Here is a 23,567-nt window from a genome sequence, read left to right as displayed (position 1 = left end):
GTCTCACACGCCATTTTCCTTTCAGCTGCGGGAAACTTGCCACCGCCTTCTACGCGTTCGCCGCAAGCGCCTTGCGCCGCCCCTTGCTGGCCAGCCGGGTGGCAATGAGTCCTTGCTTCGGACTGAACAGATAGGCAATTCCAAAAATCGCCGCCTGGGCCAGAACCACCATTCCGCCGGTTGATGCATCGAGGTAATAGCTCATGTAGACCCCCAGGATTCCTGCACAGGCTGCGAGGATCGGTGCGATCAGAAGCATCTTCCCGAATCGATCGGTCAACAGGTAGGCCGTGGCGCCGGGGATGATCAGCATGGCAACTACCAGGATGACGCCCACCGCCTGCAAAGCCACAACAGAGGTCATGGCCAATAGCCCCAGGAGCACCGCACCGATGATCCGCGGGCTCATCCCCAAGGCATGTGCGTGCGTTTGGTCAAAGGCATAGAGGGTGAAGTCCTTGCGCTTGAGAATCAGGATGGCGAAGGTGATCGCGCCAAGCACCAGGACCTGCCACAGGTCATTGGCCGAGACGCCCAGCAAATTGCCGAAGATGATGTGGTTTAGATCCACATGGCTCGGCGTGACCGAGACCAGCACCAGCCCGATGGAGAAGAGCGTGGTGAAGACGATGCCAATGGCAGCATCTTCCTTGAGCTTGGTGGTGTCTCGGACTCCCCCGATCAGGGCCACCGCGAGGAATCCGAAGACCAGGGCACCCAGGGCAAAGGGAGCACCCACGATGTAGGCCAGCACGACTCCGGGCAAGACCGCATGCGAGACTGCATCGCCCATCAGCGACCAGCCAATGAGGACCAGCCAGCAGGACAGGACCGCGCACAGTACGGCGGCGATGATCGTAACCAGCAGGGCGCGCACCATGAAGGTGTAGCCCAGCGGCTCAGCTAGCAATTCAATGAGGTTCATTCCCCGCCTCGCTTCATGGGATCCAGCCCGAAGGCCAGGGCCAGGTTTTCCGCCTGCAGCACGAGATCCGGATGTCCATGCATCAGCACCTTGCGCATCAGGAGCACCGCTTCATCGGCAAGTTCCGGAAGCGCGTGCAGGTCGTGGGTGGAAATCAGCACGCTGCCGCCTTCATCAGCAACTTCGCGCAACAGCTTGGTGATCGTTGCTTCGCTGCGTTTATCCACGCCTGCGAAAGGCTCATCGAGCAGCATGATATTGGCGCCCTGGGCAATGCATCGGGCGACGAAGGCACGCTTCTTCTGTCCTCCGGAGAGCTGGCCGATTTGCCGGTTGGCAAAACTGGCCAGCTCCACCCGTTCGAGGGCTTCATCCACGGCGGCGTGGTCCCTCTTCCTGGCTCTCCTGGTCCATCCCATTTGCCCGTAGCGCCCGGTCATCACCACTTCACGCACCGAGATCGGGAAGTTCCAATCCACGGCTTCGCTTTGCGGCACGTAGGCAAGCTGCCCGCTTTTCCGAGCTTGCAGCGGGTCGGTGCCGTTGATGCGCACGCTGCCGGTGTCGGGCTTGATCTGCCCCATGATGGTTTTGAACAGCGTGGATTTGCCCGAGCCGTTCATCCCGACCAGGCCGCAGACCCGACCGCGGCCCAACTGCAAGGAGGCATGGTCCAGGGCCAGCACGGGGCCGTAGTGGACGGTCGCGGCCGACACATCAATTGCGAGGGCATCGCTGGGCTTCGCGTTCATGGTGTTCCGCCTTTCAAGGCACGGGCGATGGTTCTGGTGTCATGCGAGATCAGGTCCAGGTAGCTGGGTACTGGACCACCAGGCTCGGATAGCGAGTCCACATAGAGCGTTCCGCCATAGGAGGCATCGGTGGATTCGACGACTCGTTGCATGGCCGCATCGGAGACCGTGGATTCGCAGAAGACCGCAGGAACATCGTTTTCCCTGACAAAGTCAATCGCCGCGGCGACCTTGCGCGGCGTAGCCTGCGATTCCGCGTTGACGGCCCAGAGATACTTTTCGGCCATGGCGGTATCCCGGGCCAGATAGCTGAAGGCCCCTTCGCAGGTCACCAGTACCCGCTGGCGTTCGGGGATTTCTGCCAGTGCCGCTTCGAGCTCGTCGTGGACCTTTTGCAGTTCGGCTTGGTAGGCCTTGGCGTTGTCCCGGTAGTCGCGCGCATTGGCCGGGTCCAGTTCGGTAAATGCATCTGCCATGCGGTCCACGTAGATTTTCACGTTCAATGGGCTCATCCACGCATGCGGATTGGGCTTTCCCGCACCTTCTTCCTGGACGATATCGATGGCCTTGATCCCTTGGCTGACGGTGGCATGCGGAGCGTCATTGCCTTCGACGAATTGCTGGAACCAGGCTTCGAGGTTCAGCCCGTTATCGAGAATCAGGTCCGCATGCGATGCCCGGCGCAGATCATCAGGGGTAGGTTCGTAACCGTGGATCTCCGCACCAAGACGGGTAATTGATTCAACGCGCAGGTGATCGCCTGCGACATTCTGGGCGATGTCCTGCAGGACCGTGAAGGTTGTCAGCACCACCGGCCGGTGGTCTTGGCTGTCGGCGGGCACGGCACTTTGGCTACCGCCGCATCCAGCGAGCGCGAACAGGCATGCCAAGCCAGCAGCCAGCCAGCCTGCGCGTTGCCCCGCACGTGATCGGGGCTTGAGGGTTCGCACCATTGCACACCATTCCAAATCTCGCCATGACGATTAGTTCGTCCCCCTCAATCATAATGTTTGAGGGGTCGAACATTGCAAGTTCGCGTCGGCAGATTTCGGTGCGCCCTACTGCATCAGACCCCCAGCAGGGTATTAACCAGCCTGGCTGCGGTGCGGGCCGTTCTTCCGTCAATATCCAATGATGGATTCAATTCGACAACATCGACCAGCGCCAGCTTGTCACTGCGCGCCAGCATCGCGCAGACCCCGTGGATTACTTCCAGCGGCACCCCGAATCCGGCAGGGGCGCTAACCCCGGGGGCGACCGAGGCAGGAAGCACATCCAGGTCAATGGTCAGGTACAGCTTGTCTACGCTCTCCATGAAGTCGGCAACGAAGGCCAGGACGGAAGGCAGCTGCCCGGCAGTGCACTGCTCGTCAAGCAGGTAGCGCACTTCCAGGGCGCGGGCCTGCTCGAAGAGGACCCGGGTATTGTTCGGTTTGCTGATGCCCACCACGGCATAGTTGAAATCTTGTCCCGCCGCCTGCAGGTCCTTGGCAATATCCAGGAAAGGAGTGCCGCTGCTCCGCCGCGGAGCACTGCGCAGATCGAAATGCGCATCCAGATTCAAGATGCCCAGCCGAGTTCCAGGCTCTTGGCTGCAATGCCGGAAAAGGCCGTTGAACGAACCGTAAGCCGTTTCATGGCCGCCGCCGAGCACGACTGGAAGCATCCCTCCTCCGAGCAAAGCGCTCACCGACTGCGCCAGCCGCTCCTGCCCTGATTCAAGCTCATCGCCAGATACTGCGACATCACCAGCATCAATCAGGAGCCGTGGCTCGTGGATAGCAAGGGAACCCAAGGCGGCACGCAGCGCCTGTGGTCCTTGCGCCGCCCCGGCCCGGCCCTCGTTGCGCAGCACGCCGGCATCCGAAGCGAAACCGAGCAGCGCTGCCGGTCCCCGCCTGCTGGACTGGTCGTCAGCCTTGCGGTTGATTTGCTGATGCCATCTCAGGTGCTGCTCGCCGGCACCGTCATTGCGCCCGCTCCACGTAGCCGCTGCCCGGTCAACAGCCAATTCCGGCTTAAAATTCTCCATGGTTCCAGCTGACCAGAGACACCGCGAGTACGCTATGCCCCCTGCGCATCTTCGTCTGAAACACCAGACAGCAGCAGATTAGCGGGTTCGCAGCGCCCCGTAGTCCAGCGGACCTCCCGTGGCCGAGTTGCCGTAGACCTCCACATGGATGTGATCCATATGCATCGTGGTGTCATTCCAATTGCCGGTGAACTGGTTTCCGTACTTTCCTGATCCGGAATACGGCGTCCAGCCTGTCGTGGGAAGCCAAATCCGGTCTTGCCAGATCAGGTAATAGATACCCAGCTGGCTGCGGTTATCCAGCAGGAACTGGGCCAGCTTCTTGCCCTGGGCAACCCGCTGCCTGTTCTTGTAGTCGCGAATCATCAGGTCCACGGCCTTCCCGGAGCTGTGCCCGGCAGAGCCGCTTCGAATGGTATGAATGGCGCTGATAGTATCGCCGGTCTTCCCCTGCAACGCAGCGATGACGCGCTGCGCATCGGGTTGCAACGTTCCCGGCTCATTTTTGGAAAGGTAGTTTTCCTTGACCCAGCCGGTGGCCTGGGGAGCGGCGACTTGCGCCCATCCGGAATCGCTGCGCAGGTAGGCGACTTTCTGCCCCGCTGGCAGCACGGCTTTGCTCTGGTGGCTGATTCCCGCGCCGGCGCGGAGGTTCACGTTGGTTGTGGTCCAGCGGTATTCGGCTTTCGGTGCCGGTGCCGGTCGCGGCGCCTGCGGTTTGCTAGTAGCAAGATAGCCATTGCTGATCCATCCGGTGCCCTGCGTTGAGGCAACTCGCGTCCAGCCATTGGCCGTTCCCAGGACGCTGACCTGCCGGCCCTTGGAGATGACCGCCAGTGATTTATGGCCGGTGGAGTACCCGGAGCGCAGGTGCACATTAGCCGTCGTCCAGCGCTTGGCCTGCTTCAGCGGCGTGTAGGCCTTGGCCACCAGTACGCTTGATGGAACCCATCCCATCGTCTTGGAAGTCTTCACTCGCGCCCAGCCATTCGACGTGCCGTGCAGGGTGAGCTTGGACCCCGCTGGCACGGTCCCCAGGGACTTGGCAGAGCCCGAAGCGCCGACGCGCAGGGCGGTATTAGCCAGGATCCAGCGAGCCGATGGGTTGGCGGGCTTGTAGGCGGTGCTGGACAGGCTAGTGCTAGGCACCCAGCCGGTGCCGCGCTGGGACTTGATCTGGGACCAGGAACCTCGGGTTGCGTACAAGCCGACTTTTTCACCCGGCGCAAGGCTTCCAAGGGATGGAGATGAGCTGCGATTGGACTGGCGCAGGACGCTGCTGCTGATCAGCCAACGGTTCCCGATCGTTTTCCGGGTTGCTGCCGGTTGCGACGACAGCTGCTTGGCCGGCAGCCAGCCGCGTTTTCCGGCAGAAATGGCATAGGTCCACGAGCCTGACGTGCGCAGCCACTCGACTTTGGCTCCAGCTGGAACACCCGCAACGCGTGCCGCTTTGGCAGAGGCGGACTTGCGCAGCACTTGCGCGGTTTTCGCATACCGGTACACCGGCGCGGGCATTGCGGTAGACAGCTGGCTGGTGGGCACGAAACCGGTGATCTTGCCGATTCTGATCCGGCTCCAGGAACCGGTTGCGCCCAGGCGCTGGACCTCGGCTTTGCGCATGGCCCCGGTCAAGGCCGCGGATGCCGCCGATGCCTTCTTGCGCACCGGCTGGAAGGAAATCAGATAGCGCACGGCTGAAGTCTTGGGCTTTGCCGGCGCCGGCGCTTTCGGCGTTGCCAGGTACTTGGCCGAGACCCAGCCGGTCTTCTTCATGTAGCTCGCTTGCACCCAGCCCGATGAACCCTTGGACGCGAGGAGCTTGGCACCTTTGGGAATGACTAGCAGCGACGCGGATCGGACCGATGGCGACTTGCGCAAATTCAGGTTGGTGGTGGTCTGCTTGGCAATTGCCGGAGGAGCGGCAGCGAGTTGCGCCAGGCCGGCTGGTGCCTGCGTTGAGGCGCTGGCGCCAGTTGCGGTCCCGAAGGACAGCATCAGGACCAGCAGCAGGCCCAGTACACGTTTAGAGAATTTCAATGTCAGTGCTTTCGAGCAAGGGCATATTGCCGTTTCCTGCGGCCCACGGAAGTGCACAGCGATCCGCTGTGGTGACAATTGCTGTTACCGCCAAGGAAATCATGACACAGGTATGGCGGTTTCACCGCGCTTGGATTCTAAGGTTCTAGCGTGCCTCGGAAATGACGAAAGCGGTGACGGATCCGGGTTCGATTTCAGTTCGCCCGGCATCCTGGATGACAGGTCCAGCGGCCTGCCGCGACAAGCGGTCGAATTCCCTGCGCGGCAGGTGCTTGATGCCCACCGGAGCATGGGCGTGGAGCCACGCTTCGACCTCTTCCGCTGGGGATTCTGTCAGCCAGGCGAACAGCGCGTGTGCTGCCTGCGCCGCGGCCTTGCCTGTGGACATGTCCAAGGATTTGTTCAGCACGATGCTGATCTGCGCATCCAGGACTTCCTCCGCTTTTGGAAGCTGCGTGCCGGAGACCTGCAACTTGGCAATCAGCTTCGGCAAGTCAGCGGCCGGCAATGGAGGCAAGCCAACGGCTCGGGCCTTGCCCACTTCGCTGACCATTTGCTCAGGGAACATCTCCAGCACCTTGGCGAACATCTTGGGATTAGCCCGGCGTACCGATTTGGCGTAGGCCTGTGAAGCCCACTGCTGCCAATCCGGGTTCTGCGGATCTTGCAGATAGGCAATCACGGCTGCTCGTGCCACCGCTGACAGGCCCTCGTCCTCGCTCGACGGATCCTCCTTGTCGATTCGCAGGATGATGGGCTGGACCAGTTCTCCGGGGTCGCGATCGCGCAGTTCAGTCATGGTCTTATTCTATGGCGAGTGGCGGCCCTGAAATACTCGGAGCGGACTAGCAGTGCCCTGACTGCCGAAGCCGATTGCTCCCCGGCTTCCACCGCGTGCACAGCGCGGCATTGCGCGGCATTGCGCCATGTCCCAATGCTTGGCTTATGTTGGCCGATGGGCCCGAGCACTGGTGCTTCGGGGAACGGCAACGGCAAGCTGACCAGCAAGCTGATTCCAATCACCTCCGCGAACACCACCGTTTTGCCAGTGGGCGTGCAGTTCATCGAGCCCACGATACGTACCGATGGGCTGGGCACCGTGCTGCTCGATGAGGCTGTCGGCGAATCGTGGTGGACCCTGCACCCTGCTGTTCCGGGCAACGATCCAGCGGAGATCCTGCCGGCGCGCACTCTTGCCAACTACGAGGAGCTGGGCGCGCCCGGTCGCCGTTGTTCCAGAAATCCATTACGGATGGCCCGCAAGCCTTTGATGCTGCCTTGGCAGCAATGAACTTCCAGGGTGCAGTTCGCGTCGTTGCGGATATTTGGCCAGCACCGGCTAACTAGCGGCTTGGACTCTTGCCTAGCGCCGCCGCACCTTGCGAACAATCAGCAAGATGACACTGGTAAGCATAGCCGTCGCCAAGCTGACCAGCAGCGGAGCCTGCCACGGAATTTCCAGGACACTTCCGGTGAATTGTTCCCAGAAGGAGCCGACGGTCTTCCAGCCAGTGGTCTTCGATCCAATAACTCTGGCCGCGCTTTCCACGACTGCCGGCATCATCCATTGGATAGCCAATGCGAAAACCCACATCAGCAAGTTCATGACCCTCGAGAACCCGACGAATCCCAAAATGAGGCCGAGGATCAGCGGCCCGGAATACCAAAGGTAAACGTAGTACGACTGGGCGCCCGCAACGAGCGATGCGATGATCTGCAGCCAATAGCTCACGCCCACAGTGAGCGTTGCATAGAAGAGCACCGCTATGGGCAGCCGCAATTTAGTGGCCAGGAAATACCAGGCTTGGCTGACCAGCAGCAGGCCACCGAAAACCCAAAGATGGCGAATCGAAGCTGGGGAGAGTTCCCCGTCCAAGAGCCCCGATTCGAATGCGTGGAGTCCTTGGAACCCCAGGCCCAAGAGTCCCAGGACCATGCCCACGGCAGTCACGATGGCAAAGCCGGTGCGGCTATATCCAATGCGTCGGGCAAACCAGCAGCCCCAGAGGGTGATCACGGAGAAAACCACCAGCAGCCCTTGGGCGTCGTCGCTGGCATGCGGGAGAATTGAGCGGTCTTCCTGACCGATCCATAACCACGGCAACACCGCGATCGCAGTGATCAGCAATCCGGCGACCAATTGCATCCACCAGTTTTGCCAGACGCGCCTCATTGAACCCACTCTTACTCCTCGGTGTCCCTACGCGCTCATTGTTCCAGAGCCAGAGCGAAGCATCGCGAATGCCGGCAGGCGTTTCCTCCAACTCGCTCGGAGCTTGTGATTCGAATGTGAGTGATTTTGGCAGAAATGCCAGATGGCCCGTGGGCATTCCACCCAACTGGAATGCCCGCGAGCCATCTGGACTATGTCTTCTACCTTGCCTTGGCGTGGGTGGCCAGGGCTCCTTGATCCCGTAAATGCAGATGGTTTACGTCATCAGGCGGTCCTCGTTGATTTCGGCGGTAACCTGTTCAACTTCATCTACCAACAGTGAACTACACATAGATCACACTGTGCAACAGGCGTGCTAACAACTAGTCAATATGATCAATTGGACAAGGAATATCTCGTTATTATTCGCCATTTTGCCGTGAGATCTGAATCACAAATTTTTGATCAGGAAATGCGGCGGGGACTATTGACCTTGACGTTGCGTCAACCATTAGCGTGGTAGCCATGAAGGATTCAACTAGCCACGAGCCGGCAGTTCACCACTCGATTGCGCATGTCTCAAAATCCGCTGGCATCAGCAGCCGTACCTTGCGGCACTACGACCAGATCGGCTTGCTGAAACCTGACTACGTGTCTGCCAACGGCTACCGGTTCTACACCGACGGGCAGCTGGTCCGGCTCCAGCAGATTCTCCTGCTCAAGCAGCTGGGCATCAAGCTGGAGACCATCGCTGAAATCCTGGACGAGCAACGCGATGAACTGGTCGCGCTGAGCACCCACAAGGAACAGCTCCATAGGCAGCGTGCGGCGCTGGACCGGCAGATCGCTGCCTTGGAGCACAGCATTTCAACACTAACGACAGGAGGAAACATGGAACCGGAAAAGAGCTTTGACGGCTTCAACGAGCAGTACAAGCAAGAGGTTGCCGAACGCTGGGGCGCCGACGCGTATGAAGCATCGAATCGCTGGTGGCGTTCCAAAACCGGGGACCAGCAAAACGCATTCATGGAAGAGGTAAAGATGCTCAATCAGGATTGGATCGTGGCGGGGAAGAATTCCGTCCCAGCGGACAGCTTCGAAGCCCAGGAATTAGCGGCTCGACATGTGCGCTGGCTCCAGAGCGCCAAGGGCACCCCGCTGGATTCCGGCGATCCGGCACAGCACAAGGCATATATCTGCAATCTCGGCGAGATGTATGTCGCTGATCCGCGGTTTGCAAAGAACTACGGCGGATACGCGGAGCTGGTTCGCGACGCATTGCGGATCTTTGCAGAACGGGCTATCGAGCTGGACTAGGCTGTGGCTGTTCCCTATGGACTCGGGAACAGCCAAGGGCACCGCATTCAGCTCTGGGATTCGTTCGCGATATCGTCGCGGGCCTGCGCATAGCGTTCTTGGATATAGTTCTCCAGTGCAACGCGTTCCACGCGCCACATGCCCCGCCCGCCAATTTGGATGGCCGGCAGCTCGCCGCTTTTCACCAAAGCGCGGACCTGGGGCAGCTTCACATTCAGTTCCTCTGCCACGTCTTCCAACCGCAAAAACCTCATATCAACAGGTTACTGTGATTAGCGCCCATTTGATCTCAGCCTGGTTATTTTGTGGATAAAAGATGGCTTTTCGCCCGAGCATTCGCCCTGTTGACCCCAGTAGCCGACTTGCACGCAATAATATCGGCCAATCCGCGCAACACATTTGGGATTCACTGGTCATATTGACTAAAATCTAGGTTGGTACTTATGCACGCGCAACACAACCTGTCTCAGGAGACCACCACATGAATTCGGATACGTATCAGCTCGATGAAACCGACCGGCGTATCCTTCTGGCACTCGATGCGGATCCGCGTGTGCCGATCATGATGCTGGCGCAGCAGCTGGGCCTGGCCCGCGGCACCGTGCAGACTCGTTTGGAACGCTTGGCCCATTCAGGTGCGTTGCGCCCGAACACCGCGCGAATCCTCCCTGCGTCCATGGGCCGTGGCGTCAGCGCTTTCGTTAGCGCTGAATTGAACCAGGCCAGCTTGAATGAGGCCATCGCCGCACTGCGCCAGATTCCCGAGATTCTGGAATGCGTCGCGCCGGCGGGAGACACGGACCTGTTGATTCGTGTGGCCGCGACTGACCCGGATGACCTGTACCGGGTCAGTGAAGAGATCCGCCTCTGCCCGGGCATAACCCGCACTTCCACCTCGATGATCCTGCGCGATGTCATCCCATTCCGCACTACCGAGCTGCTCAAGAAGCTGAGCCAGGACTAGCTCCCAGTATGTTGGAGTCCAATGCGTAAACGCCGTTGCCGGCACCGCAAGGTGGCCGGCAGCGGCGTTTGGCATTATGGCCTGTTTGGAACTTCTTCGAGAATGGCAGCGGGCAGATACTTGGCCGAGCGGTACACCTGCATCATGGATAGCAGGCAGAGCACGGCAAGCAGGCCAATGAATAGAGCAGGATGAGCGACCGTGCGCCACAGTGCAAAGAATGTCGGGAAGCTGAACCCGATGAAACAGCACATGTAGAACCGGCCGGTCAATTTGCCGACGTCGGCGCCGCCGGCAAGATCCAATACCTGGCTTAGCCCGGCAACCAGCAAAATGCCATTGGCCGAACCGGCTATGGCGAATGCGATAATTCCCAAGAATTCTGAGCCGCTCAGCGACACTGCGATCATCATGAGCAGTGCAGCCAGCGAGGTAGCCAGTCCAGCCATGAGCAGCTTGATCTTGCCCAAGTCATTGAATCTCTTGACGAATGGCTGGATCAAGGTACCCATGCCCATGGTGACCGCGACTGCCAAGGTGGTGTAGAACAGGCTGGATTCACCGGCGCCGTTGCTCAGCGCCGGAACCACGGCAAACCCTGTTGCCGCCATGCCAAAGACCCATGGGGCTGCGGGCAAGACGATGCGGTAGAACCGCTGGAGGTTTGCCGGAGTCGTCACGTCGGCCTCCAGATGATGCCCTGCCCGGTCAGTGACTCGGTCTTCTCGGGTGAAGAACATCAACAGCAACCAGGAAAGCGCCGCGGCGGCATGGACGATGTATGCCAGTTCCGGGCTGCCGCTGGTCCCGACAATTGCCCCTGAAATGACCGGTCCCAGCGCGAAACCCAAGGACGTGCACAGCGCGGCACGAGTCGCGCCGGCAGCTCCCGGGCTAAGCAGCTTCACCCAGCTGGTGATGGCAACCATGGCCAGGCCCATGCCCAAGCCGGTCAGGATGCGTCCCGCATAGAGACCGGACTCGTGAACCGATCCGAAGATGAGCCCGAGGGATCCCAGAATGGAGCAGGCAAGGGCAAGCAGCGAAAATGGCTTGCGCCCGAACTTGTCCGCCAGCGGTCCGCCGAAAGCCAACGCCGGGATCATGCCCGCCAGGTAGCTGCCCATGACCAGCATGGCCTCGAACTCACTGAGCTCGCGGAATTGCTGGTACCAATTGATCAGCGATACGTATTGGTTGGCACACCAACCAGTGAGCACAAGGCATACGCCCGGAAGCCACCACGGAGTTGCCTTTCGGGTGGTCATGCGAACAGTGATTTCTACCGCTCCAACTCGTGGAACAGTTCACGGACGCGATCAGCAATTTCATCGCGGATCATGTTCATTCGTTCGGCACCGGTGATGCCGTCTTCACTGGGTTCGTAGGTGACCCAGCGTTCGGTCTTGATGGACGGATCGAATTGCGGATTCGCATCGGAGCCAAGGATTACCACGCGGTCAACTTGCTCGACGACGCGAGGGTCGATGGCCTTGGGCGTGCCCTGCGACATGTCCGCGCCGGCCTGCGAGAGCGATTCAACCGCTTCGTGGTTGATGCCTGAACCTGGGTTGGTTCCAGCCGAGTAGCTGGTAACTTTCCCTTCAGAAATGTAGTCCATCAATGCGGCCGCCATTTGCGATTTGCCTGCATTGCGGGAGCAGATGAAAAGTACCGAGTTAGCCATGAACCTATTGAACCATTTGCGCGCCGGTTAGGGGCCTTTGGACGAGAAGGTTGCGAAGCAGGAAAAGACCTGCCCTTGGCGAAAGCAAACAGCACTCCCGCTATAGCTAAAAGTGGCGGATTTGGCTACGGTTGGAAATACTCAGCCCAAGGCAATAGGAGAAAACGTTGCTTGCTCTACATAAGAAGATGATTGTATCCGGCGTCGTCATCGTGTTGGCAGGCGTTCTCATCAGCAGCATCTTGCCAGTCCTGGCGATGTGGAGCTTCGAATCCGGTTTTGGAAGCAGCCCTTTGGGCAGCGCGCCGCTGGCTTTCCTTAATTCATTGATCCAGAGCGCGCTCATCCCCTTCGGCGCCGTGCTGGCCGCCATCGGCGTGGCCAAGCACATGACCCGGGCCGACGCCGCCGATTAGCGGCAAGATAGCTCCTGCGGCGGCGGCACCGAACACGAAGGACCACCCGCGATTCGTTCGCGAGTGGTCCTTCTGGTTCGTTGCGCCGGTCCTACTTCAGCAGCTTGTAGGTCTTGATGGTTTCTCCCTTGAAGAACGCCGGGTGGCGCACCCGCATCCACAGCATGATGCCAACGCCCAGCAGCAGCACGCCGACCCCGAGGATGAACACCATGCCCACTCCCCCGATATTGGAGCCCGAACCGTAGTCCGGATTCATGGATTCGATGGCGGTGGCAAAGAACATCACCAGCAAGACGACGCCACCTGCCAACGGCGCCAAGAACTTGCAGAAGAAGTTCCTGGCATTGGCGAACAGTTCCCCGCGGAAGTACCAGACGCAGGCCAAGGCGGTCAGCCCGTAGTAGAAGCAGATCATCAGGCCCAGCGCCGTGATCGTGTCCCACAATGCGTTCTCCGAGAGCAGCCTGGTGACCACGTAGAACACGGCAGCGGCAGCAGCGGAGGCGAAAGTCGCCACCGACGGGGACATGAAGCGCGCGGAGATCTTCGCGAAGCTGGAGGGCAGCGCCTTGTAGTAGCCCATGGCCAGCAAGGTGCGTGCCGGCGAAACCATGGTGGATTGCAGCGAGGCCGCGGAGGAGGACAAGATGGCCAAGGACATCAGCATCGCCAGCGGGCCCATGACCGGACCGGAAAGCACCGCGAAAATTGATTCCTGGTTCTCCGGGTTGCCTGCGCCCAGGCCCGTGGTGCCCACCCCGGCCCAGTAGATCACCCCGAGGGATACGGCCAGGTACAACGCGATGATCACCAGCACCGTCCAGGTGGCGCCGCGTCCGGGGACCTTCTTCGGATCGGTGGTTTCCTCGTTCATGGTCAGGGTGACATCCCAGCCCCAGAAAACGAAGATGGACAGCGAGATGCCCGCGGCGAAGGCCGAGAAGGTATCGATGCCGGCCGGATTGAACATCTGCCAGGTGATGGGTGTCGGATCATTGGGCTGGCTGGAGGTCAGGGCCATGACCGCGAAGAGCAGCAGCACCGCCACCTGGAACCCGACCAGCACGTACTGGAAGACCTTCGTGGCGTTCATGCCCCGGTAGGAGATCCAGGCGGCCACCGCAATGAACACCAGCGTGGTGGGGATGTTGACCCACAGGTTGCCGGTCAGCTCCGCAATCCACGGCTGGCCGGTGAGCTGGGCAATCAGGATATAGAAGAAGTCCACGGCCACTGCCGCCAGGTTGGAGAGCACAATCACCGTCGCAGCGATCAGGCCCCAGCCTCCCATCCAGCCGATCATCGGGCCGAAGGCACGCGTCGCCCAGGTGAAGGAGGTGCCCGAATCGGGCATGGCGCTGTTCAGCTCGCGGTAGCCCAAGGCCACCAGCAGCATCGGCAGGAATCCGGCCAGCAGGATCGCAGGCAGGCTGGTGCCGACTTCGGCCACCGTGGCGCCGAGGCCTGCGGTGAGGGTGTAGGCCGGGGCGATGCAGGAGATGCCGATAACGACAAGCCCCAGAACGCCAACGGTGCCCTTGGACAGTCCTTTTTCGTGCAGTCCGCTCTCGGAGCGTGCAGGCGGCGATGCCTGCCTCAAGTCGTGCGACATGGTGGTTACCTTAAACAATTAGCGAGGTGTGAGTGCGTCGGCCAGAAGTACCGAGCCACCTTCCGTCAGGGGTCAGATGGGCACCGTCCGCGTGCTTCGCGACGGCAAGTGCCCGGGGAACAAGGATCGTGCAGGAATGATGCGCTGCCTTCTAGCTGGCAGCCTCGAGGGTCGGGACGACGCCCATCGGGACGTTGAGCTGGCCCAGGATCCGCTGGGCCTTGGGGCCGATGAACAATCGGCGCGGGGCGGCCAGCCGGGCCGATCCCAGCAGTGCCAGGTCCCCGTCCTGCCAGGACAGCTGGGCGGCCGCTTCGTCCAGGCCGCGCCCGGAGACCACCTCGACTACCGCCTCCAGGCCCAGGGAACCGGTCAGTTCCTGCAGGTAGCTGCGGGTTTGGGCCAGATGGTCATCCAGCTCCAGCCGGGGGTCGGCCAGATCCATATGGGAGACCAGCGTGGCCACGCGCAGCGGCAGTCCGCAGGCGGCGGCGATCCGCGCCGAGAGGCCGATGACTTCCCGTGCCCCCGGGCGGTCCCCCACGAATGCGGTCAGCCTGGTGATCTTCCCGCCGGCTGCGCGCAACGTGGCCAGGGAGGCCGGCGAGGACATGAACACGGCCATCGGCGAGGAATGCAGCAGCGCATTGGCGATCGCCCCGGGGCTGAAGAATCCGGCTCGGTGGCGCTTGCGGCCGCCCAGCACGATCCCGTGGGCCCCGAATTCCTCGCCCAGGCCGATGAGCCCCTCGGCCACCGAGGGCACGGAACGGGCTACCACCGAGGTGGCGATTCCTTCCGGCACCAGGGCCAGGGCCTGCGCCGCCCAGCGGTCCACCTGGTCGGAGAGGATGGAGGAGAACCCATGGTCCCCGCCGGGGTAGACCGCGTTGAACGGGGTGGCGGCAGGCAGCACGATGGCGATCCGCAAGGACGCGTCGCGGGTACCGGCCACCAGGGCGCTGGCCAGTTCGATGGCTTCGGCACCGCGCTGGTCCGCGGTGTAACCTACGAGCAATTTCATGGTCTAGGCACTGGCCTTTTCCTTGGACGGGGTCAGCGTGGCAACGCCATCGTAGCTCTGGTCGTAGGCGGTGCCATCCAGTGCGGCGATGATGCGCGCGGCCGAGCGGCGGCCCATGCGCACCGCGCCGTCCACGTGCTGGAAGCCTTCGCCGGCCAGATCCGAGGAGGAGAAGTAGATCGGTCCGACATTCTCGTTCTGCGCCGGGCCGAAGCGGTGCAGCCCGCCCAGGTCGTAGCTGGTGGCGTAGGCGCCGCGGGTCCATTCCTCGGCGGCGAAGTCCGAGAGGTAGAAGACCTTGGGATCCAGTGCCTTCTCGCCCAGGTAGCCGGCCATGGCCTTGAGGATCACCGCGCGGCGCTGTTCCTCGTCCAGTTCCCACATGGCGTCGGCCTTCAGATCCGAGATGAAGCCGACCAGTGTGCCGGTTTCCTCCCCGGCATAGGTGTTGTCGTAGAGCTCCTGGACCAGGCTGCTCGGGCCGAAGCAGGTGCCCGACAGGCCCTCTTCGCGCCAGAACGGGGTGTCGTAGACGGCGTGGACCTTGATGACCAGGCCCATGGACTGGTGCTGGTGGGTGATCTGCTGCTTGCGCGGCAGCGCCGGGACGTAGGAAATGCGCGAGTACAGGTTCGGCGGTACCGCCAGCACGGCCTTCTTCGCCGAGACGGTCACGGTGCTCCCGTGGGCCACCACCCCGCCATCGAACCATTCGAGCTTGAGCACGGGGTTGTCCAGGAAGACGGTCTGCTGGCCCAGCTTCTCGGCCAGGGTCTTGGATACGCCCTGCATGGTGCCCACGATGCGCCGGTCCAGGATGAAGTCCTCGTCCACCAGGTTGTCGAAGGAGCCGGCCGAGGACGCCATGAGCACCGCCTGCAGCGCGGAGAAGGTGTGCGCCGGCTTGGTCAGCATGCCCCCGGCGATGAACAGGCCCACGTTGTTGCAGGCCAGCTCGTCGGCACAGTGCTGGCGCAGGAAGTGGTGGAAGGAGATCTGGTCCAGCTCCTGGGCCTGAGGGTGCTCCCACGGCTTGTCCGGGTCCATTCCGGCGGCCAGCTGGTTCATGAGCTCTACCAGCTTGTCCATTTCGGCCACGGTGCTGGCGGCCACCGGGAAGTCCTCGCCCTCATAGGCGATCCGCTCGCCTTCCCCGGTGAGGTAGACGCTCTTGCCCGCCTTGTAGCGTTCGAAGGTCTCGATGCCAAGTTCATTGATCAGCGAGTAGAGGCCGGTCTGGTCGGGGCTGATCCACTGGCCGCCGATCTCGATGGTCGCGCCGTCCATGACGTCGGTCCAGGTGCGCCCGCCGACGCGGTCGCGGGCTTCGAGCACCGCGACGGACTTGCCGGCCTTGCTCAGCTCATAGGCTGCTGTCAGTCCCGATGGCCCTGCACCGATGACGACGACGTCGCGTTCCAGATGTTGCATGATCGACTCCCTTGCACATTTAAATGAATAAGGTTCATTTACCTGTCATATAGCATAGGGTACGAAGATCCAGTTGTGAAGCACCCCACGTCAGGAAGAGGTCCGCATGAGTGAAACGGAAGCCAGGCGAGCCGGGCGCCCGCGCAAGGCGGTGCTGAATCGGGAGCGCATTACCGAGCACGCGCTGGAACTTGTTTCCGGGGACGGCTACGAGTCCCTGACCATGCAGCGGCTGGCAAAATCCCTGGGCGTCTCTCCATCGGCCCTCTACAATCACGTCGATTCCAAGCACGACCTCCTGCAGTGGATCCAGGAACTGGTCATGGCCGATATAGACACCTCGGTATTCGACCAAGCCGATACCAAGCAGGCTTTGCTTCAATGGGCTACGAGCTACCGGAACGTCTTCGCGCGGCACATTCCCCTGATTCCGGTCATCGCGGTACTGCCCGTCTCCGATTCGCCGCGCACCTTGGGAATGTACGAGCGCGTTGCCGAAGCGCTGGCAGACTTCGGCATGGCAGAGAACGAGATTGTGCCGACGATTGTTGCACTGGAGTCATTCATCTTCGGTTCGGCCATGGATACGGCCGCCCCGCATGACATTTTCGACACCAGCAATCACCAGGATCTCACTCCGCATTTCACCCAGGCTGTGGCGGCGCAACGCCGATCAGAGCTTGATACCAGCGACGATTCGTTCCAGCGCGGGTTGTCGGCCCTCGTTGCCGGCTTGCTGGCAAACGGAAGCTGAGCATGGGCTATCCGGAACAGCGGCCGCCGAAGAAGGGGCTTAGCGCCAAGCAATGGGCAGCTATTGCACTGGTGATCCTCGCGGTGGTCTTCATGCTGCAGAACCTGGCCTTCGTCCGCGTTGAATTCTTCTTGATCCATTCCACGGCTCCGCTGTGGCTTGTCCTGCTCATTACCCTGGCCGCAGGGTATGCCATCGGGTGGTTCTCCAGACGGCGAGGCTAGTCGTCGAGGATTGCCCACTCCCCCACCTGCTCGTTATCCGAGTCGTAGACATCTTCCTGGGCGCCGGCAACGATCGGATACATCGTGATGTTCGTCGACCAGTCGCGCAGAATCTTCTGCAGCTCCTCCAATGGCTTGAGCTGCATGTTCTCGGTATCGAAGTTAACTTCCAAAACAAAACGCATGGCCTGCTCCCGTCCTTCCCGTTGCCGCCATCCTATGCCTGCCGGGCAAGAAATACGAGACTTGCCGCAAGCCCGGCCTCGGAGTAAGCACCTGGTCCGGAAACAGGAAAACGGGATCCCGAGTTGCCTCGGAATCCCGTTTTCCTGGAAATGCTTGCGAGAGCTACTGGCTTGCGCCCATGTAGCTCAGCGACTGGAGAGCTTCATTGCCGCCGACCTTGTACAAAGCCAAGACCAGGCCGCCGAAGACGATGCCCATGATGGCAGAAAAGCCGAGCGAGATCTTGACCAGCGAACGAACTTCGCCGCGGCTAACCTCGGCTTCATCGTTGAGGTAGCGAGCCGCGCCCTGGGTGAAGCTGGCTGCCGGGGTCAATGCGGGAACTGGTGCGGTGAGCAGGTTCGAGGCCGTATCGGTGGCTCCACCGCGCAGATGGGCAACAGTGGTGCGGTTCTTCCGATCCTGGCGGAGCTTGACGATGTTGGCGCCGTGGCGTGCCAAGAGGATGTCTTCACCGAGTGGGATCGAGGCCATTGTTGTTGCTCCTAAAGAATTAACGCTGCTGCATTTCCAGTCATATCCATCATTTCCGACCATTTATCTATTGAGAAGTGGTTTGTTCAGAACCCCACATGCCCCTGTGATGCAATCCGCATGATTCAGGGGTTAAATCGGCCTTTCTGGTGACCGGGGACATAGTTTCCCGGAATTGCGCGAGGTTAATTACCTGCCTGCATTCCGCTGGCACCTGCCGTTTATTCCCGACACCATTTCCCGGTTCATTGGCATTGGGTAAAGACGGGGCCAGCGGCTGCCCAAGGCCCTTGACGCGGCTGAGCCCCAGTCCGGAAATGGACTGGGGCCCAGCATCGTCAGCGCATGGGTGCAAACCCTATGCGGTCTTCAGGTCCTGCCCATCCTGCTTGCGCTGGCGCTTTGCCGCGCGGATCTGCAGTACCAGATCGTGGTTCGACAGGTCTTCCGGCGAGGCAACGCCGCGCTTCCGGGCCTTGGCAACCAGGGCCTGGCGGATTTCTGCCTGGTGGGTGCGCTTGTACCGGATCACCAGCACAACGGTTGCGATGGCCAGAACAATCAAGGTCACCAGTGCGGTGACAACAGTTGCGTCAAAATGCATTATCTTCTCGACCTCCCCATTCTTTCAGTCGCAGCTGCGGTGGGGTCCGTTGCTTGTCTGGAGAACCGATCCCCAGCTGCCAACGGGCCGCAGCCATGCTAAGAGAAGAACATCAAGTTTAGCATGTTTCTTCGACCAACGCAGGGCTGCGGGTTGTTCCTGCGAACATCGGCGAGATGGAAATCGGTCAAGAATGGGGCCTAGTACTCTCCGCTGCCGTGGCCGTGTTCGAATACCAGGGAGGTTTGGGTGGTGGCCACGGCCGGATTGGCCGAGAGGTTATCGAGCACGAACTGGCGCACATCCGAAGAATTGCGCACCGCTACGTGCAGGACGAAGTCGTCAGCGCCGCCCAGGAAGAACAGCTGTCGCACCCCCGGTTTGCTGCGCATGTCAGTAGCGAAGTTCGACATCAGGTGACGGGCTCCGGGACGGATTTTCACGAAGATCAGCGCTTCGAGCTCCCGGCCCAGAACCTGCGGATCCACTTCGATGGTGAAGCGCGAAATCACTCCCGAATCGCGCAAGGCATTCAACCGCGCCAGGCAGGTGGACGGTGCTATGCCCAGCTCCTCGGCGAGGGAGTTGTTGGTCCGCCGGGAGTTCTTCGTCAGCAACGCCAGCAGTTTGCGGTCTATGCCATCAAGCTGCGTTGCACGGCTCTCCCGCCCGGATTCGTTCATCGACATTCAGCCGCACCTGCTCCTCATTATCGCGGTTCGCTGGATTCATCATACGGCCCGGTTGGCGTCCCCTTGGCGTTTTTCCGCCACCAGTTCCCGGTGCCGCACCGTTTCCGTTCCGCTCGGTGCGCGACGCTGGGGAATGCTTCGTCCAGGACCTACGGAACGCTCTTGATCTGGCGTACCAGCACGGCGCCGAGGAGGCTGATCACCACAGAGCACAGGAACAGGGTTGGGTAGCCGCCGAACCAGCTCACCGCCAGCCAGGCGATCAGCGGGGCGACCACCTGCGGCAGCGAGTTGGCAATGTTGATCATACCCAGGTCCTTGCCGCGCGAATCGGCGTTCGGCAATACCTGGGTCAGCAGCGCAAAGTCCACCGCCAGGTAGGCGCCGAAGCCGATGCCCAGGAGCACTGCGGCGACAATGGCGGTGGCGAAGGAGGTTGCCGTCGCCAGCACGCCGGCCGCGGCGGCCACGATGACCGAAGAGATGATGACGTACTTCTTGCGCTTGCCGTCCTTGTCCGAGAGCTTGCCGGAGATCACCGAAGAGAAGATCACGCAGAAGGCGTAGATCGCGGTCAGCACCAGCACGCCCTGGGCCGGTTCTGGATGCTTGATGGCATCCTGCAGGAAGAACAGCAAGTAGACCAGGCACAGCTGGCAACCGAGATACAGCAAGAAGCGGGTCAGCCAGGCCCATCCGAAGTCGGCATGCTTGACCGGGTTGATCCAGAAGCTGCGCAAGAATTCCAGCGGCTTGACAGGCTCCAGTGCTCCCTTGGGCAGCGGAACATCCTGGCGCATCAGCACGAACGGAATGGAGCAAATGGCCACGGCGGTAGCGACGATGGCGTAGCCGAAGACCAGGTTGCTCGCAGCGACCATGCCGATCACGGCACCGATCAGCGAACCGCAGGTTTGGCCCAAGGCCACCAGCCCGCCAACCATGCCGCGCTGCTCTACCGGCACCTTGTCCGGGATGGCCGCGAAGATCGCAGCCAGCGCGGCGTTGCCGGCAGCTTGCATCAGCGCCCAGCCGATGACCAGCGTGCTCACGGTTTGCGAGGTCGACATCAGCAGCAGGGCCAGCGCAGCGCAGATAGTTCCAAAGAACACCCACGGGATGCGGCGCCCGAATTTCGATGTGCTGCGGTCGCTGAGCGCGCCGAACAGCGGGTTGGCTACCAGCGAGACGGCCGCGCCGACGCCGGTGACCAGCGAGAGAATCGCGTTCTTCTGGCTGGCATCCAGTTGTTCGGCGTGCAATCCGAGCAGCACCTGGATCGGTGCGAAGAAGCCGACATTGATACCGATATGGACAATGACAACCGCAGCGATCCAGCCAGGGCCAACCCGTTTGGTGGGCGTCTGCAGGGCCGCGGGAACCTTCAGTGGTTCGGCTGCATTCATAAGTTTCTTACCGGCCTAACTCGCGCGGACCCGTCAGGGGGTCCTTCAATTGTTCAATGCTTGGGGTGGCTGATTTCGCAATGAGCCGTCTCACGGCCTTGGCCATCAGGCCGCCATCGATCATCGAAGCGGACACCAATGAGCCCTTGGCGTCGAGCCCGAAGACCGTCTGGATCTTGCCTCGCCGGTTCAGGCGCGTCACGGTGCTGGCGGCCTGGCTGAAGTCGCCCACGGTTTCCACGTGCATTTCGTGGCGGTCGCTCCAGAACCATGGCACCGAACGCTTCGGTGCGGCTGTGCCCATGATTGTTGCCGCCGCTTGGGCGGCATCTTCCATGGCAGCTTCCCAGTGCACCGCACGGGGCTGGTTTTCCTCCCGGGCGACGTCGCCGATAGCCAGCACCTGCGGGTTGCTGAGGGAACGCTGCTGGGAATCGACAACGATCCCGTCGTCTACTTCCAGGCCCAGATGCCCGGCGAGCGCGGTTTCAGGTTCGACGCCGATGGCTGCCACGATCAGCTCCGCATCATGGCGCTGGCCATTGGCCAGTGCATAGTTGGGGCCGAGCTCGGTCACCGCACCAGTCAAGGTGGCAATGCCGTGGTTGGCATGATCTGCGTGCAGCTGTTCGGCAAGTTCTTGGCCCAGCACGTGGGCAAGAGGTGCGTCGGAGCTGGAAATCAAGGTGACTTGTGCCCCGGACATCTTGGCGGTGGACGCGAATTCGGCCCCGACCAGTCCCGCTCCGATGACAAGCACCCGCTGGCCGAACATCCCCGATTCCAGGACGTCGGATATCCGGGCGGCGTCAGCAGCGCTGTGCAGGCTGAGCGCATGGTGCCCACCGGGAACATCCAATGCCTTGGGCGTGGTGCCGGTAGCCAGCACAACCCAGTCGTCAGCGGATTGCGGCAGTTGCAGGCTTTGGACATCTTCCTGGATCAGGCCGACGCCATGGTGCTGGTACCAGGACACCGGTGCGAACGGTTCAACCTGCAGGGACTTGCTCAGCGGCGGACGATCATAGGGCAGGCCCTGGGCATCGCTGATCTTGATGGATCCGGCGTATTGCTGTTGCACCAGGTGCCGGGCCAGTGCGTACCCCGCGACCCCGCCTCCGATGATGTGCACGGAAGGCATTTAGATTTCAAGCTCCAAGAAGCCGTCCACGACGTCCACCTTGTAGGTCCGGGCGTCCACGGTGGCGGGCATGCACTGCACCTTGCCGGTTTTCAGGTCGAAGGTCGAGGAGTGGATGGGGCATTCGATGCTGCAGTCTTCGAGCCAGCCGTCGGAAAGCGAAGCGACCTCGTGGGTGCATTCATCCTGCAGCGCATAGAAGTTGCCGTCTTCGGCGTGGAAGATCGCGATGTCTTCGCTTGCGCCGCTGTCTTTGGCTTCAACCAGCAGCGATTCGCCTTCGGGGACAAGATCTACGGGACCGACTCGGAAACTCACGATGACTCCTTAATAATCACGACGTTCTCCACTAATCTTGTCACCTATTGATTGCCTGCGCCTATTTGATGGCCAGTTATCACCGCTGCCCACGTCTTATGGCTGGGCGTGCAAGCGCGATACGAGGCCTTGCAAGGCGTGGTCCGCTGGCAGGAGGGCCAATGCACGGGCTCCGTCCAGCCCATTTCCCGGCGAATCCTGGACTTGCGCGGCAGGGACCAGCAGGTGCAGCTCCCGCACGAAGCTGCTTCTGGCGAATTCGCCGGCGAGCACTCCCCCGATGGCTGCGACCGGAATCGCTCCGGCCTGCCGTTCCAGCCTCGCGCGGCGCAATGCCGTTGCTGCGGAGCTGGCCAGTTCTGCACCGGCGAGCGCGCAGATCCGCGCCGCCATTTCATCGGTCGCGGCCAACTGGGCAACCGTCTGCGCAAAGGAGGCGACGATGGCCACCCTGTCCGGTATCGCTTGCAGGTCAATATACGCTTCGGAGAGATCGGGCCAGCGCTTCGCGAGTTCCCCGGTCAGCGCGGTGGCTGGCCCGCGGCCGTCAAAGCCGCGCATGGCCGCGTTCATTGCCTTCTGGCCAATCCAATAGCCGCTGCCGGCATCACCCATGATGTGGCCCCATCCATCAACTCGGGCCACCGAGCGGGGGCCTACCGCCAAGGTGACGACACCGGTACCGGCTGCAACGACAGCGCCGTGGCGTTCTCCCAGCGCTCCGAGATAGCTGGTCACCGAGTCGTGGGCCAGCGCAATATGGGAAATAGCGCTGGATCCGATGAGGTCGTAGAGCTGCCGTGCATCATGTTCGGCTTTCACCAGGCCTGTGGTGCCTACGCTCACGGTGCTGCACTCCCATCCGGCGGCAGCGGCAGCTTGGTTAATGGCGCGTGCCAGTTGGGGCAGGACTGGTTCATGGGTTTGCACACCGGGAAGCGCTAATTCTGCAGTTTTGCCATCCTGCTCGAATCTCAGCTTGATTCCGGTCTGCCCACCGTCTACTGCCAAAAGTCCAGATGCCATTTTTCCATTCCTCTTGCACTTTGTTTCCAGGATACTTTGCGCTCCCCGCATTGGCCGCAGAGCTGGCGGGGTTCGCCCTGCAATCCGCAGGTGCCGCGAACTGATCACCGGCACGGTCGAGTCAGCAGCTTCGCGGCCCAGAGCTGCGGGCCCCGCGGTGTGGTTGCCTCTGGCAATGAATGGAAGAACGCAGGAACCCAATGGCAATCCACCTCTGCGGGATTCCAGCTGATTGGCAGCACCCTTCCGATAGGCCATGTCCTGGAAAGTTCAACGGCCGTTGGAGACTCGCATCCCGGTTGCTGGTGCACTCGCGACTCGTCGCAC

The 23,567-nt window shown here is 61.3% G+C and carries 27 protein-coding genes; 6 read left to right on the top strand and 21 right to left on the bottom strand.

Features of this window, described 5'->3' with window-relative positions:
• Window positions 1–49: 49 nt before the first annotated feature.
• The 6 genes from ACP3TE_RS11025 to ACP3TE_RS11000 all read right to left on the bottom strand — a co-directional run bounded on the left by ACP3TE_RS11025 (window position 50) and on the right by ACP3TE_RS11000 (window position 6,548).
• Window positions 50–925, bottom strand: a complete 876-nt coding sequence (locus ACP3TE_RS11025) for a metal ABC transporter permease (protein WP_105656327.1) — start codon at window positions 923–925, stop codon at window positions 50–52.
• On the bottom strand, window positions 922–1,677 hold the full coding sequence (locus ACP3TE_RS11020) for a metal ABC transporter ATP-binding protein (RefSeq protein ID WP_105656326.1): 756 nt from the start codon (window positions 1,675–1,677) through the stop codon (window positions 922–924). The genes ACP3TE_RS11025 and ACP3TE_RS11020 overlap by 4 nt, the downstream gene beginning before the upstream one ends.
• Window positions 1,674–2,630 (bottom strand): metal ABC transporter substrate-binding protein, encoded by a 957-nt coding sequence (locus ACP3TE_RS11015; RefSeq protein WP_105656325.1) that lies wholly within the window; start codon window positions 2,628–2,630, stop codon window positions 1,674–1,676. The genes ACP3TE_RS11020 and ACP3TE_RS11015 overlap by 4 nt, the downstream gene beginning before the upstream one ends.
• A gap of 113 nt (window positions 2,631–2,743) precedes the next feature.
• Entirely contained in the window at window positions 2,744–3,709 is a 966-nt protein-coding gene (gene hutG / locus ACP3TE_RS11010) for a formimidoylglutamase (RefSeq protein WP_105656324.1), read from the bottom strand.
• Between the two features lie 78 nt (window positions 3,710–3,787).
• Window positions 3,788–5,749, bottom strand: coding sequence for an SH3 domain-containing protein (locus ACP3TE_RS11005; RefSeq protein WP_426733538.1), 1,962 nt, complete (start codon window positions 5,747–5,749; stop codon window positions 3,788–3,790).
• Window positions 5,750–5,894: 145 nt separating this feature from the next.
• Window positions 5,895–6,548 (bottom strand): peptidyl-tRNA hydrolase, encoded by a 654-nt coding sequence (locus ACP3TE_RS11000; RefSeq protein ID WP_105656322.1) that lies wholly within the window; start codon window positions 6,546–6,548, stop codon window positions 5,895–5,897.
• A 156-nt stretch (window positions 6,549–6,704) separates the two neighbouring features.
• Here ACP3TE_RS11000 and ACP3TE_RS10995 point away from each other — a divergent pair, with 156 nt between their 5' ends.
• Complete coding sequence (locus tag ACP3TE_RS10995; protein ID WP_105656321.1) at window positions 6,705–7,040, top strand: hypothetical protein; 336 nt, start codon at window positions 6,705–6,707, stop codon at window positions 7,038–7,040.
• Between the two features lie 72 nt (window positions 7,041–7,112).
• Here the strand turns inward: ACP3TE_RS10995 and ACP3TE_RS10990 are convergent, their stop codons facing one another.
• Window positions 7,113–7,922, bottom strand: coding sequence for a hypothetical protein (locus ACP3TE_RS10990; protein WP_146112218.1), 810 nt, complete (start codon window positions 7,920–7,922; stop codon window positions 7,113–7,115).
• Window positions 7,923–8,426: 504 nt separating this feature from the next.
• Between ACP3TE_RS10990 and ACP3TE_RS10985 the strand changes: the two genes are divergently transcribed.
• Window positions 8,427–9,218, top strand: a complete 792-nt coding sequence (locus tag ACP3TE_RS10985; protein ID WP_426733536.1) for a MerR family transcriptional regulator — start codon at window positions 8,427–8,429, stop codon at window positions 9,216–9,218.
• A gap of 47 nt (window positions 9,219–9,265) precedes the next feature.
• On the opposite strand, the gene ACP3TE_RS10980 is transcribed toward ACP3TE_RS10985, so the two are convergent.
• A complete protein-coding gene (locus tag ACP3TE_RS10980; RefSeq protein WP_105656318.1) occupies window positions 9,266–9,472 on the bottom strand; it encodes a helix-turn-helix domain-containing protein in 207 nt (68 codons plus the stop codon).
• A 227-nt stretch (window positions 9,473–9,699) separates the two neighbouring features.
• Here ACP3TE_RS10980 and ACP3TE_RS10975 point away from each other — a divergent pair, with 227 nt between their 5' ends.
• A complete protein-coding gene (locus ACP3TE_RS10975; RefSeq protein WP_332487556.1) occupies window positions 9,700–10,182 on the top strand; it encodes an Lrp/AsnC family transcriptional regulator in 483 nt (160 codons plus the stop codon).
• Window positions 10,183–10,256: 74 nt separating this feature from the next.
• On the opposite strand, the gene ACP3TE_RS10970 is transcribed toward ACP3TE_RS10975, so the two are convergent.
• Together ACP3TE_RS10970 and ACP3TE_RS10965 are read right to left on the bottom strand one after the other, a co-directional pair.
• Window positions 10,257–11,450 carry an MFS transporter gene (locus tag ACP3TE_RS10970; RefSeq protein ID WP_105656316.1) on the bottom strand — a complete coding sequence of 398 codons (1,194 nt, stop codon included), beginning with the start codon at window positions 11,448–11,450 and terminating at the stop codon, window positions 10,257–10,259.
• A 14-nt stretch (window positions 11,451–11,464) separates the two neighbouring features.
• A complete protein-coding gene (locus tag ACP3TE_RS10965; RefSeq protein WP_105656315.1) occupies window positions 11,465–11,869 on the bottom strand; it encodes a low molecular weight phosphatase family protein in 405 nt (134 codons plus the stop codon).
• Window positions 11,870–12,036: 167 nt separating this feature from the next.
• Here ACP3TE_RS10965 and ACP3TE_RS10960 point away from each other — a divergent pair, with 167 nt between their 5' ends.
• Window positions 12,037–12,285, top strand: coding sequence for a hypothetical protein (locus ACP3TE_RS10960; protein WP_146112217.1), 249 nt, complete (start codon window positions 12,037–12,039; stop codon window positions 12,283–12,285).
• 91 nt (window positions 12,286–12,376) lie between these two features.
• Here the strand turns inward: ACP3TE_RS10960 and ACP3TE_RS10955 are convergent, their stop codons facing one another.
• The 3 genes from ACP3TE_RS10955 to ACP3TE_RS10945 form a co-directional block, all read right to left on the bottom strand.
• Entirely contained in the window at window positions 12,377–13,900 is a 1,524-nt protein-coding gene (locus tag ACP3TE_RS10955) for an APC family permease (protein WP_105656313.1), read from the bottom strand.
• Window positions 13,901–14,051: 151 nt separating this feature from the next.
• Window positions 14,052–14,924 carry a universal stress protein gene (locus tag ACP3TE_RS10950; RefSeq protein ID WP_105661970.1) on the bottom strand — a complete coding sequence of 291 codons (873 nt, stop codon included), beginning with the start codon at window positions 14,922–14,924 and terminating at the stop codon, window positions 14,052–14,054.
• Between the two features lie 3 nt (window positions 14,925–14,927).
• A complete protein-coding gene (locus ACP3TE_RS10945) occupies window positions 14,928–16,355 on the bottom strand; it encodes a flavin monoamine oxidase family protein (RefSeq protein ID WP_105656311.1) in 1,428 nt (475 codons plus the stop codon).
• A gap of 106 nt (window positions 16,356–16,461) precedes the next feature.
• Here ACP3TE_RS10945 and ACP3TE_RS10940 point away from each other — a divergent pair, with 106 nt between their 5' ends.
• Window positions 16,462–17,109 (top strand): TetR/AcrR family transcriptional regulator, encoded by a 648-nt coding sequence (locus ACP3TE_RS10940; RefSeq protein WP_105656310.1) that lies wholly within the window; start codon window positions 16,462–16,464, stop codon window positions 17,107–17,109.
• A gap of 2 nt (window positions 17,110–17,111) precedes the next feature.
• On the top strand, window positions 17,112–17,333 hold the full coding sequence (locus ACP3TE_RS10935; RefSeq protein WP_105656309.1) for a LapA family protein: 222 nt from the start codon (window positions 17,112–17,114) through the stop codon (window positions 17,331–17,333).
• Here the strand turns inward: ACP3TE_RS10935 and ACP3TE_RS10930 are convergent.
• The 8 genes from ACP3TE_RS10930 to ACP3TE_RS10895 all read right to left on the bottom strand — a co-directional run bounded on the left by ACP3TE_RS10930 (window position 17,330) and on the right by ACP3TE_RS10895 (window position 23,240).
• Window positions 17,330–17,518, bottom strand: a complete 189-nt coding sequence (locus ACP3TE_RS10930; RefSeq protein WP_038993331.1) for a hypothetical protein — start codon at window positions 17,516–17,518, stop codon at window positions 17,330–17,332. The genes ACP3TE_RS10935 and ACP3TE_RS10930 overlap by 4 nt on opposite strands.
• Before the next feature lie 163 nt (window positions 17,519–17,681).
• Complete coding sequence (locus ACP3TE_RS10925) at window positions 17,682–18,053, bottom strand: hypothetical protein (RefSeq protein WP_105656308.1); 372 nt, start codon at window positions 18,051–18,053, stop codon at window positions 17,682–17,684.
• 358 nt (window positions 18,054–18,411) lie between these two features.
• On the bottom strand, window positions 18,412–18,657 hold the full coding sequence (locus tag ACP3TE_RS10920) for a hypothetical protein (protein WP_105656307.1): 246 nt from the start codon (window positions 18,655–18,657) through the stop codon (window positions 18,412–18,414).
• 200 nt (window positions 18,658–18,857) lie between these two features.
• Entirely contained in the window at window positions 18,858–19,346 is a 489-nt protein-coding gene (locus ACP3TE_RS10915; RefSeq protein WP_105661972.1) for an Lrp/AsnC family transcriptional regulator, read from the bottom strand.
• Between the two features lie 152 nt (window positions 19,347–19,498).
• A complete protein-coding gene (locus ACP3TE_RS10910) occupies window positions 19,499–20,755 on the bottom strand; it encodes an MFS transporter (protein WP_105656305.1) in 1,257 nt (418 codons plus the stop codon).
• 7 nt (window positions 20,756–20,762) lie between these two features.
• Entirely contained in the window at window positions 20,763–21,896 is a 1,134-nt protein-coding gene (locus tag ACP3TE_RS10905) for an NAD(P)/FAD-dependent oxidoreductase (protein ID WP_105656304.1), read from the bottom strand.
• Window positions 21,897–22,214: a bifunctional 3-phenylpropionate/cinnamic acid dioxygenase ferredoxin subunit gene (locus tag ACP3TE_RS10900; RefSeq protein ID WP_105656303.1), complete on the bottom strand. Its 318-nt coding sequence runs from the start codon at window positions 22,212–22,214 to the stop codon at window positions 21,897–21,899.
• Between the two features lie 96 nt (window positions 22,215–22,310).
• The gene (locus tag ACP3TE_RS10895; protein ID WP_426733529.1) at window positions 22,311–23,240 is read right to left on the bottom strand and encodes an N-acetylglucosamine kinase; all 930 of its coding nucleotides are present in this window, start codon (window positions 23,238–23,240) and stop codon (window positions 22,311–22,313) included.
• Between the last annotated feature and the right edge of the window lie 327 nt (window positions 23,241–23,567).

Origin of the sequence: Glutamicibacter sp. 2E12 (assembly GCF_050030965.1) — a bacterium.
Taxonomy (GTDB): Bacteria; Actinomycetota; Actinomycetes; order Actinomycetales; family Micrococcaceae; genus Glutamicibacter.
The sequence above is the reverse complement of the archived record's forward strand: the minus strand, read 5'-3'. Positions and strand labels throughout refer to the sequence as shown.

Excerpts from the sequence above, each read along its gene's own strand:
- ACP3TE_RS10935 (WP_105656309.1), top strand. The coding sequence starts at position 17,112 with ATGGGCTATCCGGAACAGCGGCCGCCGAAGAAGGGGCTTAGCGCCAAG.
- ACP3TE_RS11020 (WP_105656326.1), bottom strand. The coding sequence starts at position 1,677 with ATGAACGCGAAGCCCAGCGATGCCCTCGCAATTGATGTGTCGGCCGCG.
- hutG (WP_105656324.1), bottom strand. The coding sequence starts at position 3,709 with ATGGAGAATTTTAAGCCGGAATTGGCTGTTGACCGGGCAGCGGCTACG.
- ACP3TE_RS10895 (WP_426733529.1), bottom strand. The coding sequence starts at position 23,240 with ATGGCATCTGGACTTTTGGCAGTAGACGGTGGGCAGACCGGAATCAAG.
- ACP3TE_RS10915 (WP_105661972.1), bottom strand. The coding sequence starts at position 19,346 with ATGTCGATGAACGAATCCGGGCGGGAGAGCCGTGCAACGCAGCTTGAT.
- ACP3TE_RS10940 (WP_105656310.1), top strand. The coding sequence starts at position 16,462 with ATGAGTGAAACGGAAGCCAGGCGAGCCGGGCGCCCGCGCAAGGCGGTG.
- ACP3TE_RS10955 (WP_105656313.1), bottom strand. The coding sequence starts at position 13,900 with ATGTCGCACGACTTGAGGCAGGCATCGCCGCCTGCACGCTCCGAGAGC.
- ACP3TE_RS10920 (WP_105656307.1), bottom strand. The coding sequence starts at position 18,657 with ATGCATTTTGACGCAACTGTTGTCACCGCACTGGTGACCTTGATTGTT.
- ACP3TE_RS11025 (WP_105656327.1), bottom strand. The coding sequence starts at position 925 with ATGAACCTCATTGAATTGCTAGCTGAGCCGCTGGGCTACACCTTCATG.
- ACP3TE_RS10970 (WP_105656316.1), bottom strand. The coding sequence starts at position 11,450 with ATGACCACCCGAAAGGCAACTCCGTGGTGGCTTCCGGGCGTATGCCTT.
- ACP3TE_RS10990 (WP_146112218.1), bottom strand. The coding sequence starts at position 7,922 with ATGAGGCGCGTCTGGCAAAACTGGTGGATGCAATTGGTCGCCGGATTG.
- ACP3TE_RS10985 (WP_426733536.1), top strand. The coding sequence starts at position 8,427 with ATGAAGGATTCAACTAGCCACGAGCCGGCAGTTCACCACTCGATTGCG.
- ACP3TE_RS10995 (WP_105656321.1), top strand. The coding sequence starts at position 6,705 with ATGGGCCCGAGCACTGGTGCTTCGGGGAACGGCAACGGCAAGCTGACC.
- ACP3TE_RS10965 (WP_105656315.1), bottom strand. The coding sequence starts at position 11,869 with ATGGCTAACTCGGTACTTTTCATCTGCTCCCGCAATGCAGGCAAATCG.
- ACP3TE_RS10975 (WP_332487556.1), top strand. The coding sequence starts at position 9,700 with ATGAATTCGGATACGTATCAGCTCGATGAAACCGACCGGCGTATCCTT.
- ACP3TE_RS11000 (WP_105656322.1), bottom strand. The coding sequence starts at position 6,548 with ATGACTGAACTGCGCGATCGCGACCCCGGAGAACTGGTCCAGCCCATC.
- ACP3TE_RS10945 (WP_105656311.1), bottom strand. The coding sequence starts at position 16,355 with ATGCAACATCTGGAACGCGACGTCGTCGTCATCGGTGCAGGGCCATCG.
- ACP3TE_RS10980 (WP_105656318.1), bottom strand. The coding sequence starts at position 9,472 with ATGAGGTTTTTGCGGTTGGAAGACGTGGCAGAGGAACTGAATGTGAAG.
- ACP3TE_RS10905 (WP_105656304.1), bottom strand. The coding sequence starts at position 21,896 with ATGCCTTCCGTGCACATCATCGGAGGCGGGGTCGCGGGGTACGCACTG.
- ACP3TE_RS10930 (WP_038993331.1), bottom strand. The coding sequence starts at position 17,518 with ATGCGTTTTGTTTTGGAAGTTAACTTCGATACCGAGAACATGCAGCTC.
- ACP3TE_RS10910 (WP_105656305.1), bottom strand. The coding sequence starts at position 20,755 with ATGAATGCAGCCGAACCACTGAAGGTTCCCGCGGCCCTGCAGACGCCC.
- ACP3TE_RS10925 (WP_105656308.1), bottom strand. The coding sequence starts at position 18,053 with ATGGCCTCGATCCCACTCGGTGAAGACATCCTCTTGGCACGCCACGGC.
- ACP3TE_RS10950 (WP_105661970.1), bottom strand. The coding sequence starts at position 14,924 with ATGAAATTGCTCGTAGGTTACACCGCGGACCAGCGCGGTGCCGAAGCC.
- ACP3TE_RS11015 (WP_105656325.1), bottom strand. The coding sequence starts at position 2,630 with ATGGTGCGAACCCTCAAGCCCCGATCACGTGCGGGGCAACGCGCAGGC.